The sequence below is a fragment of the Bradyrhizobium sp. USDA 4011 genome, from assembly GCF_054063415.1.
Genome location: NZ_JBSSGG010000001.1, coordinates 6576423 through 6588654, shown reverse-complemented (window position 1 = coordinate 6588654; position 12232 = coordinate 6576423). Strand labels below are relative to the sequence as shown.

12 protein-coding genes are annotated in these 12232 nt (G+C 65.0%); 5 read left to right on the top strand and 7 right to left on the bottom strand.

The annotated features are described in order from the left end of the window. Positions 1-31: 31 nt before the first annotated feature. Entirely contained in the window at positions 32-919 is an 888-nt protein-coding gene (ku, locus tag ACVW1C_RS31055) for a non-homologous end joining protein Ku (protein ID WP_456761519.1), read from the top strand. A 114-nt stretch (positions 920-1033) separates the two neighbouring features. On the opposite strand, the gene ACVW1C_RS31050 is transcribed toward ku, so the two are convergent. The 7 genes from ACVW1C_RS31050 to ACVW1C_RS31020 form a co-directional block, all read right to left on the bottom strand. Continuing rightward, positions 1034-1273 carry a DUF6496 domain-containing protein gene (locus ACVW1C_RS31050; RefSeq protein ID WP_456721561.1) on the bottom strand — a complete coding sequence of 80 codons (240 nt, stop codon included), beginning with the start codon at positions 1271-1273 and terminating at the stop codon, positions 1034-1036. A 162-nt stretch (positions 1274-1435) separates the two neighbouring features. Beyond that, complete coding sequence (locus ACVW1C_RS31045) at positions 1436-2125, bottom strand: response regulator (RefSeq protein WP_456761518.1); 690 nt, start codon at positions 2123-2125, stop codon at positions 1436-1438. After that, the gene (locus ACVW1C_RS31040) at positions 2122-4833 is read right to left on the bottom strand and encodes a DUF4118 domain-containing protein (protein WP_456761517.1); all 2712 of its coding nucleotides are present in this window, start codon (positions 4831-4833) and stop codon (positions 2122-2124) included. Before ACVW1C_RS31040 ends, ACVW1C_RS31045 begins: the two co-directional genes overlap by 4 nt. A gap of 39 nt (positions 4834-4872) precedes the next feature. Further along, positions 4873-5478: a K(+)-transporting ATPase subunit C gene (locus ACVW1C_RS31035; protein WP_456761516.1), complete on the bottom strand. Its 606-nt coding sequence runs from the start codon at positions 5476-5478 to the stop codon at positions 4873-4875. A gap of 113 nt (positions 5479-5591) precedes the next feature. Then, positions 5592-7706: a potassium-transporting ATPase subunit KdpB gene (gene kdpB, locus ACVW1C_RS31030; protein WP_456761515.1), complete on the bottom strand. Its 2115-nt coding sequence runs from the start codon at positions 7704-7706 to the stop codon at positions 5592-5594. A gap of 24 nt (positions 7707-7730) precedes the next feature. Beyond that, positions 7731-9434: a potassium-transporting ATPase subunit KdpA gene (kdpA, locus tag ACVW1C_RS31025; protein ID WP_456761514.1), complete on the bottom strand. Its 1704-nt coding sequence runs from the start codon at positions 9432-9434 to the stop codon at positions 7731-7733. A 119-nt stretch (positions 9435-9553) separates the two neighbouring features. Beyond that, the gene (locus tag ACVW1C_RS31020) at positions 9554-9643 is read right to left on the bottom strand and encodes a K(+)-transporting ATPase subunit F (RefSeq protein ID WP_016846764.1); all 90 of its coding nucleotides are present in this window, start codon (positions 9641-9643) and stop codon (positions 9554-9556) included. A 481-nt stretch (positions 9644-10124) separates the two neighbouring features. Here ACVW1C_RS31020 and ACVW1C_RS31015 point away from each other — a divergent pair, with 481 nt between their 5' ends. From ACVW1C_RS31015 to dapA, 4 genes are all read left to right on the top strand, one after another. Next, positions 10125-10589 carry a hypothetical protein gene (locus ACVW1C_RS31015; RefSeq protein ID WP_456761513.1) on the top strand — a complete coding sequence of 155 codons (465 nt, stop codon included), beginning with the start codon at positions 10125-10127 and terminating at the stop codon, positions 10587-10589. A 13-nt stretch (positions 10590-10602) separates the two neighbouring features. Continuing rightward, positions 10603-10878 carry a hypothetical protein gene (locus tag ACVW1C_RS31010; protein ID WP_092116205.1) on the top strand — a complete coding sequence of 92 codons (276 nt, stop codon included), beginning with the start codon at positions 10603-10605 and terminating at the stop codon, positions 10876-10878. 114 nt (positions 10879-10992) lie between these two features. After that, on the top strand, positions 10993-11247 hold the full coding sequence (locus ACVW1C_RS31005) for a hypothetical protein (protein WP_456761512.1): 255 nt from the start codon (positions 10993-10995) through the stop codon (positions 11245-11247). 9 nt (positions 11248-11256) lie between these two features. Continuing rightward, positions 11257-12186, top strand: coding sequence for a 4-hydroxy-tetrahydrodipicolinate synthase (gene dapA / locus ACVW1C_RS31000; protein WP_456761511.1), 930 nt, complete (start codon positions 11257-11259; stop codon positions 12184-12186). Positions 12187-12232 lie beyond the last annotated feature (46 nt).

Here is a 12232-nt window from a genome sequence, read left to right as displayed (position 1 = left end):
AGTTCCAAACTCAAGCTGTTTGGAGACGATCATGGCCGCTCCCCGCGCCTACTGGAAAGGCACGCTCAAACTCTCGCTGGTGTCGTGCCCCGTGGCGCTTTACCCGGCCTCGACTACGGTCGAGAAAACCCGCTTTCACATGATCAACCGGGAGACCGGCAACCGGCTGAAGCAGCAGATGGTCGATACCGAAACCGGCGACGTCGTCGAGGGCGACCAGAAGGGTCGCGGCTACGAGGTCACCAAGGGCAAATATGTCGAGATCGATAAGGACGAGCTCGATGCTGTCCAGATCGAAAGCAACCACACCATCGACATCGACAGGTTCGTGCCGGAGGGCGAGATCGACAAGCGCTATCTCGACCACCCCTATTACATCAGGCCCGACGGCAAGGCCGGCGTCGACGCATTCGCCGTGATCCGCGACGCCATGAAGGATCAGGACCGCGTCGCGCTGGCGCGGATCGTGCTGACCAATCGCGAGCACGTGATCGCGATCGAGCCGCTCGACAAGGGCATGCTTGGCATGACCCTGCGCTACCCTTACGAGGTGCGCGATGCCGGCGACTATTTCGACGACATCAAGAGCCCGAAGGTGACCAAGGACATGGTCGAGCTCGCCGGCCACATCCTCGACAGCAAGGCCGCGCATTTCGATCCATCGAAATTCAAGGACGAGTACGAGACCGCGCTGAAGGCGCTGGTCCGCCGCAAGGCCGCCGGCAAACCGATCAAGGCCGCCGCGCGCGAGGAGAAGCCGAGCAACGTGGTGAACCTGATGGACGCGCTGAAGCAGAGCCTGAAGGACCGGAAGGGTGGCGCCAGGCGATCGGGATCGTCCGCGCGACGCCAGACCGCGCACCGCCGCGCCCCCAAGAGGGCGCACCGGCCGAGTGCGCGGTCGCGCAAGGCGGGGTAGGCCTCTCCACGTCATTGCGAGGAGCGAAGCGACGAAGCAATCCATCTTTCCGCAGACGTGGACAGATGGATTGCTTCGCTTCGCTCGCAATGACGACAGGATAGGTTTGGCGTCCTACTTCTTCTTCGAACTCTTCCGCTTCTTCGACGTCTTGCGCGTCTTCGCCGTCTTCTTGGATGCCTTCTTCGGCACTTTCCGCCCCTTGGCGCGGGCCTCTGACAGACCGATCGCGATCGCCTGCTTGCGGCTCTTCACCTTCTTCTTGGAGCGGCCGCTGCGCAGTGTGCCGGCCTTGCGCTTCTTCATCACACGCTCGACATCGCTTGATGCCTTCCGCGAGTATTTTCTTGCCATGGCTTCTCTCCCGGTAACGGAAAACAAGCCTCGATCAGGATGAAAGTTCCGACCATGTCGTCGCCCGGCTCGACCGGGCGACCCAGTATTCCAGAGACGCCAATGGTTGAGCGGAGAAGCCGCGGCGTACTGGATGCCCCGCTTGAAGCGGGGCATGACAGGTCAGTCCGCCGCGCGCAGCCGATAGCCGATGCCGGTCTCGGTCAGCACGAATTGCGGACGCTCGGGGTCGGCCTCGATCTTCTGGCGGAGCTGGCGCACATAGACGCGTAGATATTGCGCGTCGGTCAGCTCGTCCCACAATTCCTTCAGGAGGAAGCGGTGGGTCAGCACCTTGCCGGCATGCTGCACCAGCACGCGCAGGAGATCATACTCCTTCGGTGACAGCTTGATCTCCCTGTCGCCGACCTTGACGATCCGGCGCACCAGATCGACCGAGAGATCGCCGGAGCGGAACACTGGCCGCTCGCCCTGCACCTGCAACTGGTGGCGCAGCGCCGCGCGCAGCCGCGCCAGCAATTCGTCCATGCCGAACGGCTTGGTCAGGTAGTCGTCGGCGCCGAGGTCGAGCGCCTGCACCTTGCCGGCCTCGTCGCCGCGGCTCGACAGCACCACGATCGGGACGCTCTCGTTGCGGCCGCGGATCATGCGCAAGAGATCGTGGCCCTGGATGTCGGGCAATCCGAGATCGAGGATGATCAGTGCCGGCCCCTCGCCCAGCATCTCCAGCGCAATCTTGCCGTTGGAGGCTTCGAGAATGTCGTAGCCCTGCGTGCTCAGCCCCATCCGCAGCAACTTGCGGATCGGCGGCTCGTCGTCGATGACCAGGACTTTGATCGGCGTCGCGTTCATGCGGCAGTGTCCAGCGCGTTGGTGTCGGCCGGGATCGGCAGGCGGATGGTGATGACGGCGCCGCTCCGGTCGGAGCGATTGGCCGCCGCGATCGTGCCGCGCATCGCCTCGACGAAGCCGCGCGAGATCGCAAGGCCGAGGCCGGTGCCGGGGCGGACATGGTCGCCCTTCTCGGCGCGGTAGAACTTGTCGAACACGCTTTCGAGCTCGCCGGCCGGAATGCCGTTGCCCTCGTCGAGGATCTGCAGCGCGATGGTGTCGCGGTCGCGCGCGCCGCGGATCGAGATCGTGGTATCCCAGGGGGCGTATTTGGCGGCATTGTCGAGCAGGTTGAACAGCACCTGCTCGAACAGCACGGCGTCGAGCTCCAGCATTGGCAGGTCGGCCGCGAGCTCCAGCGACACCCGGTGATGCACCAGGATCTTGGCGGCGCGGCGCAGCGCGCTGCCGACGATCTCGCTGACATCGTGCCGCGCGGTATTCGGCACGATCGCGCCGGATTCCAGCTTGGTCATGTCGAGCAGATTGGCGATGAAGCGATTCAGCCGCTCGGACTCGTCGATCACGGTCGCAAGCAGATCATGCTTCTGGGCATCGCTCAGGTTGGTGCCGAGATCGCGCAGCGCCGAGGCCGAGCCGAGCACCGAGGCCAGCGGCGTCTTGAGGTCGTGCGAGATCGAGGTCAAGAGCGCGCCACGCAGCCGATCGGACTCGACCGTGCGCTTGACGCGATCCATGTCTTCGACCAGCAGCACACGCTCGATCGCCAGCGCGCCCTGGTCGACCAGCGCGTCGAGCAGCCGGCGCTGGTCCGGCGTCAACAGCGGCCCGGTGCGGTCGTCGTCGATGCCGATCACGCCGATCGGGCCGCGGCCGGTGCGCATCGGCAGGAACAAGCGCTTGCCGCCCGGCAGCGTGTCGGAGCCGCGGCCGGCCGGGCGATCGTTGTTCCAGGCCCAGTTGGCGGCGGCGAGATCGGCCTGGTCGAGCTGGTCCTCCGGCGGATAGCCGCTCTTGACGGTCAGCATGCCGTCCTCCGGCAGCAGCAGCACCACGCGCACCTTCAGCATCAGGGCGATCTGGTAGGCGGTCGCCCACAACACGTCGTCGAGCGTCGCGGTGCCGGCGAGCTTGCGGCTGAACGCATAGAGCGACTCGGTGGTGCGGACACGACCGATCGCGGTATCGGCCTGCACGCGCACCCGCGCCGCGACGTTGGAGACCAGAAGCGCGATCAGCATGAAGAAGAAGAACGCCGCGACGTTGGTCGGGTCGGTGATGGTGAAGGTGTAGACCGGCGGCAGGAAGAAGAAATTGTAGCACAGCGAGGCCGCGACGCTGGCCAAGAGCGACGGCCACAGGCCGTAGCGCGCCGCAGCGCCGACCACCGCGGTGATGAAGACGAGATCGACATTCTCGATGCCGAAGAACGGCTGGATCAGCTTGGCCGCGCCGAGCCCAATGGCCGTCAGCAGCAGCGCCATCAGATAGGGCCGCGGGTTGAACGGCTCCTGCCGCTGCGCGGTCTGCACCGCCGCCTTGCCGACCGGCAGCTCGTCGCCGGCGATCACGTTGACGCTGATATTGCCCGCGCGGCGCACCAGATCGTGCACCACCGAGCCGCGCGTCAGCTCGAACCAGCGCGAGCGCGTCGACTTGCCGATGATGATCTGGGTGACGTTGTTGGCCTGGGCGAAATTGATGACGTCGTCGGCGATGCGGCGGCCGACGCCGGGAATGGTCAGCGCCTCGCCGCCGAGCGACTCGGCAAGCCGCATGGTGTCGGCCAGCCGGTCGCGCTGCTCGTCGCTCAGCTGCAGGCTGCGGCGGGTCTCGATGCTGATGGCGGTCCATTGCGCATGCAGCCGGTCAGCCAGACGCTTGGTGTAGCGCACGAGGCCGGCCGCGCGCGGATCCTCGCTCAGGCACACCAGGATGCGCTCGCCGGCGGCCCAGGGCCCCTGGATGGCATTGGCCTGCATGTGGGTGAGCAGCTGCTCGTCGACCCGCTCGGCGGTACGGCGCAGTGCGAGCTCACGCAGCGCGGTGAGATTGCCCGGCGAGAAATAGTGCTCCAGCGCCCGCTCGGCCTGTTTGGGCACATAGACCTTGCCCTCCTTCAGCCGCTGGATCAGGTCGTCGGGCGTGAGGTCGATCAGCTCGATGGCATCGGCGCGATCGACCACCGAATCGGGGACGGTCTCGCGCACCCGCACATGGGTGATCTGCGCGACGACGTCGTTGAGGCTCTCGATGTGCTGGATGTTGATCGCAGTGTAGACGTCGATGCCGTGCGACAGCAATTCCTCGACATCGAGATAGCGCTTGGGATGCCGGCTGCCCGGCGCATTGGTATGGGCGAGCTCATCGACCAGCGCGAGCTGCGGCCGCCGCGCGATCAGGGCGTCGAGGTCCATCTCCTCGAGCGTCTGGTCGCGATAGGCTAACCGCTTCCGCGGTATGAGCTCAAGGCCCTTCAGCAGTGCCTCGGTCTCCGCCCGTCCGTGGGTTTCAACGACACCGACCACGACGTCGACGCCCGCCTTGAGGCGGGCGTGGGCGCTTTGCAGCATCTCGTAGGTCTTGCCGACACCGGGGGCAGCGCCGATGAAGATCTTCAGCCGCCCCGATCGATCGGTCTCCCGGCGCGCCGCTTCCAGCAACGCATCCGGCGAGGGTCGTTTATCGGGGTCACGCTGATTGGCCATACCGCAATATAGTCATCCTGCGAGAGCGGGCCTACTCCCCTATTTCGCCTTTGCCGCATCGAGCGCCAGGTTGAGCGCAAGAACGTTAACGCGGGGCTCACCGATCACGCCGACGAAGCGGCCGTGCGTGTTCTGCGTCACCAACTCGCGCACCGCGTCCTCGGACAGGCTGCGCGCCTTGGCCACCCGCGGCACCTGGAACAGCGCAGCGTCCGGCGAGATGTCCGGATCGAGCCCGCTGGCCGAGGTGGTCACGAGATCGACCGGCACGTTGGCCGACGGATTCTCCGCCTTCAGCTTCTCGACATCCTCCTTGACCCGGTCGTTCAGCGCCTTGCTGGTCGGGCCGAGGTTGGAGCCGCCCGAGTTGGCCGCGTTGTAGGGCGCCGGCACGGTCTTGGAGGCATCGTTCGGATCGGGCGCGACCGTCGCCGACGGCCGGCCGTGGAAGTATTTATCCTCCTTGAACTCCTGCCCGATCAGGGCGGAGCCGATCACCTTGCCGTCCTTCTCGATCAGGCTGCCTTGCGCCTGGTTCGGAAAGATGACGCCGGCGATCGCCGTCATGGCGAGCGGATAGGCAAGGCCCGTGATCGCGGTCAGTAGGACCAGCACGAGGATGGCGGGGCGGATTTCTTTAAGCATTGTAGGTCTCCTCAGTCTGCTTCGTCATTGCGAGCGAAGCGAAGCAATCCGTGGCTCGGCACGGCTATCGATGGATTGCTTCGTCGCTTCGCTCCTCGCAATGACGGTTGTGGTTACGCCAGGCCCAGGGCGGCGACGATGAGGTCGATCGCCTTGATGCCGATGAACGGGATGATGATGCCCCCTAAGCCATAGATCATCAGGTTGCGGCTGAGCAGCGCGCCGGCACCGACGGCGCGATACTTGACGCCCTTCAGCGCCAGTGGAATCAGCGCAATGATGATCAGCGCGTTGAAGATGATCGCCGACAGGATCGCGCTTTGCGGGCTCGCCAGGTGCATGATGTTGAGCACCTGAAGCTGCGGATAGAACGCGAGGAACATCGCCGGGATGATCGCAAAGTACTTTGCGACGTCGTTGGCGATCGAGAAGGTCGTCAACGCACCGCGGGTCATCAGGAGCTGCTTGCCGATCTCGACCACCTCGATCAGCTTGGTCGGGTTGGAGTCGAGGTCGACCATGTTGCCAGCCTCGCGGGCCGCCTGCGTGCCGGTATTCATGGCGACGCCGACGTCGGCCTGCGCAAGCGCCGGCGCGTCGTTGGTGCCGTCGCCGCACATCGCGACCAGCTTGCCCTTGGACTGCTCGTCGCGGATCAGCTTCAGCTTGTCCTCAGGGGTCGCCTGCGCCAGGAAGTCGTCGACGCCGGCTTCAGCTGCGATCGCCGCCGCCGTCATCGGGTTGTCGCCGGTGATCATCACCGTGCGGATGCCCATGCGACGCAGTTCGGCAAAACGCTCGCGGATGCCACCCTTGACGATGTCTTTGAGGTGGATCACGCCGAGCAACCGGCCATCCTTGGCGACCGCCAGCGGCGTGCCGCCCGACTTGGCGATCTCATCGGCAATCGCCTGCAACTCGCGCGCGGCGTCCGTGTTGACATTCGCTTGGATGGCGCGAACGGCACTGCCATTGGTGATCGACGACGCGGTGCCGCCGCCGATGTAGTTCAGGATCGCATCCACCGCGCCCTTGCGGACGGCGGAAGAGCCGGCATCGATGCCGCTCATCCGCGTCTGCGCGGTGAACGGCACGAAGGTCGCCGCGAGTTCCTTCATGTCACGGCCGCGGATGCCGTATTTCTCCTTCGCCAAGACGACGATGGAGCGGCCCTCGGGCGTCTCGTCGGCAAGCGACGCCAGTTGCGCCGCATCTGCAAGCTCCTGCTCACTGACGCCGCGGACCGGGCGGAACGCCGTCGCCTGGCGGTTGCCCAGCGTGATGGTGCCGGTCTTGTCGAGCAACAGCGTATCGACGTCGCCGGCGGCTTCCACTGCGCGGCCGGACATCGCCAGCACGTTGAAGCGTACCAGGCGGTCCATGCCGGCGATGCCGATCGCCGACAGCAGCGCACCGATCGTGGTCGGGATCAGCGTGACGAACAGCGCGACCAGAATCACGACCGAGATCGAGCCGCCGGCATAGGCCGCGTAGCTCGGGATCGTCACCGTCGCGAACACGAAGATGATGGTGAGGCCTGCGAGCAGGATATTGAGCGCGATCTCGTTCGGCGTCTTCTGCCGCTCGGCGCCCTCTACCAGCCTGATCATGCGGTCGATGAAGGTCGAACCTTGCGCCGCGGTGATGCGGACGCGGATCCAGTCCGACAGCACCTGAGTGCCGCCGGTCACCGCCGAACGGTCGCCGCCGGATTCGCGGATCACTGGCGCGGATTCGCCGGTGATCGCCGCCTCGTTGACCGAGGCGACGCCTTCGATCACCTCGCCGTCGGACGGGATGTTGTCGCCGGCCTCGACCAGCACGACGTCGCCGACCTTCAGCGAGGTGCCCGGCACCAGTCGATAGATCCGGTCCGAACCGGTCAGCAGCTTGGCCTGGCTCTCGGTGCGGGTCTTCTTCAACGATTCCGCCTGCGCCTTGCCGCGGCCTTCGGCCACCGCTTCGGCGAAATTGGCGAACAGCACGGTGAACCAGAGCCAGAGGATGATCTGGAACGTGAAGGCGAGGTTCGCACCGCCGGTGACGAGGTCACGGACGAAGATGATTGTGGTCAATGCGGCCACCACCTCCACCACGAACATCACGGGGTTCTTCATCATCAGCCGTGGATCGAGCTTGACGAAGGCCGACCAGATCGCCGGCACTAGGATTTTCGGGTCGAGCATCGTCGACGCCGTCACCCTTTTCTGCAGTTTCATGGTTTCCATGGATGTCACTCCAGTCGTATCAGGTCAGAACAGGGTGTTGGCGTTCATTGCGAGGTGCTCGACGATCGGCCCGAGCGCGAGCGCCGGGAAGAAGGTGAGGCCACCGATGATCAGGATGACGCCGACAACAAGGCCGACGAACAACCCGCCCGTCGTCGGGAACGTGCCGGCGGAAGGCGGATGGGATTTCTTGCTGGCGAGCGAACCGGCGATCGCCATGGCCGGGATGATCATGAAGAAGCGCCCGACGAACATCGCGACACCGCCGGTGATATTGTAGAAGGGCGTATTGCCGGTCAGACCCGCGAAGGCCGAGCCGTTGTTGCCGGTCTGCGAGGTATAGGCATAGAGCACTTCGGAGAAGCCGTGCGGGCCGGCATTGGCCATCGAGGCGACTGCCGAGGGCAGCACCACGGCGACCGCGGTCCAGCCCAGGATCATCAGCGGCAGGATGAGGATGGCGAGCATCGCCATCTTGACCTCGCGCGCCTCGATCTTCTTGCCGACATATTCCGGGGTGCGGCCGACCATCAGGCCCGCGACGAAGATCGCGAGGATGACGAACAGCAGCATGCCATACATGCCGGCACCGACGCCGCCGACAACGATCTCGCCCAGTTCGATGTTGATCAGCGGGATCATGCCGCCGAGCGCGGTGAAGCTGTCATGCATGGCGTTGACGGCGCCGCAGGAGGCGGCCGTGGTGATCACGGCAAACAGTGAGGACGCCACGATGCCGAACCGGACTTCCTTGCCTTCCATATTGCCGCCGGTCAGGCCCAGCGCGCTGAGCGTGCTGGTGCCGTTGGCTTCTGCCCAGTATGTGACGGCCACGCCGGCGATGAACAGCACGCCCATCACCGCGAGGATGGCCCAGCCCTGGCGTTGATTGCCGACCATGCGGCCGAACACATTGGTCAGCGCCGCGCCCAGCACGAAGATCGACAGCATCTGAACGAAATTCGACAGTGCGGTCGGGTTCTCGAACGGATGCGCAGCATTGGCGTTGAAAAAGCCGCCGCCATTGGTGCCGAGCATCTTGATCGCAACCTGCGAGGCCACCGGCCCGAGCGCAATGGTCTGCTTGCCGCCCTCCAGCGTGGTGGCATCGACATAGGCGCCGAGGGTCTGCGGCATGCCCTGCGAGACCAGGAACAGCGCATAGACGACGCAGATCGGCAGCAGGACATAGAGCGTGCAGCGCGTGACGTCGACCCAGAAATTGCCGACGGTCCGCATCGACGAGCGCGAGAAGCCGCGGATCAGCGCCACAGCAAGCGCGATGCCAGTCGCCGCCGAGAGGAAGTTCTGGTGGGTCAGGCCGAGCATCTGGACCAGATAGGACAGCGTGCTTTCGCCGCCGTAATTCTGCCAGTTGGTATTGGTGATGAAGGACACCGCGGTGTTGAAGGAGAGATCCTCGGCAACGGCGGATTGGCCGGCCGGATTGAACGGCAACAGCGCCTGCAGCCGCATCAGGCCGTAGATGATGAAGAAGCCGCCGACATGGAACAGCAGCATGGCGACCGTATAGGTCAGCCAGTGCTGCTCGCGCCGCTCGTCGACGCCGCCGACCCAGTAGATGCCGCGCTCGACCGGGCGCAGCACGGGTGAGAGGAAGGTGCGCTCGCCGTTGAACACGCGGGTCATGTACCAGCCGAGCGGTTTGACCAGCGCGACCACGATCGCGCAGAACAGAATAATTTGAATCCAACCGATGACGGTCATTGCGTCAAACCTTTCGAATGGGTACGAAGCGCAGCAGCGACGCGAACACGCCGAGCAACAGCCCGGTCAGCACCGCGTCGGCCAACAGAATTGTGCAAAGCGCTGACATCGCGGGCCGCCTAGAAGCGTTCGGGCCGCAGCAGTGCGTAGGTGAGGTAGAACAGCAGGCCGAGCGAGACGAGGCCGGCGAGCGAGTAATCGAAGATCATCGCCGCCTCCCTTAAAGCCGTTCGCAGGCGTAGGCATAACCGATGCCGGCCGCGAAGAAGCCGATCGCGAGCGCCGCCATGAGAATGTCCATCATGAGAGACTCCTATGCGTCACAGGGCGCGGGCGAGCGTATAAGCGCTCCGCGCCGGATGGTCGTGACGTGCCATCCTGCGCATAGGTTTTCGAGATGTAGTGAATAACGACATTATAGGAATCCTATAAAGGCCCGACGTCCTCTATCCAGCTTACGCCCGCGGCAGCTTCAGATGTTGACATGGCGCAATTCGCCGCGCCCGCGCTGGACAGGGCACGCCTTGTCAGATCGACACGTCTTGCGGCTTTCGCGAGGACCACAAGGTCACCAATCTTTATGGAATCCCTATATCTCCGCCCCTCGCCTCATCTCGTTTTCAAATGGCCATCGGGCCATTTTGGGCCTGTGGCCAATACCTTCGGCCGCATCTTCGACGAGATGACGCCATGTCCGTGCTATCCCAACCCACCTCCGCCGACCTCGGCGACCGGCTACGCGACGCCTATACAGTCACTGCCGATTTCATGGCCGAGATCATCAGCCAGACCTGCCGGCGCTTTCCCTCGGTCGGACAGAGCGGCAAGACCTCCCGTGTCGAGCGCCTGATCCAGTCGGGCGCCTGGACCGACGCCGCGATCGCGCTGCTCGATCTCGAGCTGCCGCAATGGCAGATCCGCCGCCTGGTCTATGACGAGGGCGAGTGGTACTGCGCATTGTCGCGCGAACGCGAGTTGCCCGACTGGCTCGACCAATCGATCGAGGCCCACCATGCGGACCTCGCGCTCGCGATCCTCAGCGCCTTCGTCGAGGCGCAGCGGATCTCGGCGCCCGAGAGCCGCACCAGCGTGCCAACCGTCCGTCGCGGCATCAGCTCGCTCTACGAGCCGATGCTCGTCGACAATATCGGCTGATGGCGGCGCCGTCGTGAACGCAAAACAACTGCCGCAGCAGCTGCAGTCGGTCCAGGTCATGGTCCGGTTCGGTTTCCGGCTTGCCATCATGATCGGATTCGCCGTCTTCGCGGGCGCAGGCTTCGGCAGAGGCCTCGTCACGCTGCTCTGGATGTCGGCGCTGATCTGCGCGCTCGCTGGCCTCGTCAAGCGCGAGATGCCGTTCGCGGCGAACCTCAATCACTGGGACGAGATGACCGCCTATGTCGCGCTGTGCGCGCTCGGCACCGGCATCGTCCAGCACATCTAGGCCACCCCCTCAAATCCTATGCCGCTCCTATGAAGTCGGCCGTCCGCCGCGCTCGATTTCATATCCGGCAAAACGGACATTGAACGCGTGACTTCCACCTGAAGGACTATCACCGTGAAACTCGTCGAACCTCCCTCGTGTAGCGCTGTGTCCACCATTGTCTTCATCGGCCGCAATCACCGCGGCCAGTGGGTCGCCCAGCAGCAGAACGGCCTCTATGGCGGCCTGTTCGTCAACCGCGCCCAGGCCGTCAAATACGCGCTGTTCGAGAACGGCCAGCACCCCGAAATGATCGTCGAGCTGTCGCGCGAGCTCGAGCTCGATATGCGCGGCGAAACCGCGCCCCTCCCCGCAATCCGCGTGGCCTGAGCCACTCCCATGATTGCGAAAGTCACTTCGAAAGCGGATTCGGCGGCGTGGCTGTCCGGCTTCATCCCCGATCTTCCGACCCCCTTCAATCACCGGGACGAAATCGACGCTGATGCGTTCGGCCGGCTGTGCGAGCGCCAGATCGCGGCTGGCGCCTCGGCGCTGGTGGTCGGCGAGACCGCGGGTGAAAGTTCGACGCTGGAGCCCGCGGAGCGCGCGCAGCTGGTCCGCATCGCGGCCGGTGTCGCACGCAAGCGGGTCCGCATCATCGCCGGTGCCGGGTCGAACGCGACGGATCGCGCCGTCACGTTCACGCGCGCGGCGGAAGCGGCCGGCGCCGACGCCATCATGTCGGTCGTGCCGTATTACAACAAGCCGATGCCGCGGGGCATGGCGGCGCATTTCCGCGCCGTCGCCGCCGCCACGACACTGCCCGTGATCCTGCACGACATTCCCGCGCGGACGGTGAAAGGCCTCACGGACGAGACGCTGGTTGAGCTCGCAGCATCGCCGCGCATCATCGGACTGCGCGACGGCAGCAGCGATGTCGCCCGCCTCAGGCGCCTGCGTCCACGCCTGCCGGCGACATTCCGGATGCTGACCGGCGACGACACCATGTCGCTCGCCTATATGGCCGCGGGCGGTGATGGCTGCATCTCGTCGGTCTCGAACGTCGCGCCCGATTTGTGCGTGGCAGTGGCCCGGCATCTGCGTGAAGGCCGGTTGTATCAGGCGCGCGAGCTGCATCAGCGGCTGGTGCCGCTCGCGACGCTGCTGGAGCGCGAGCACCCCGCCGCCCTGAAATTCGCACTGGCGCTCCTGGGGTTCATGCAGCCGGCGACGCGGCTGCCGATCGTTCAGCTCAACGGACCAGCGAAGGCCGAGCTCGCGCAGGCGATGGCTGAGCTTGCCGACGAGTACCTCGCCGCTGCGCAGTGAGCTTTACCGACCCGACGCCAGCCATCGCGATGCACAATGGATCAGC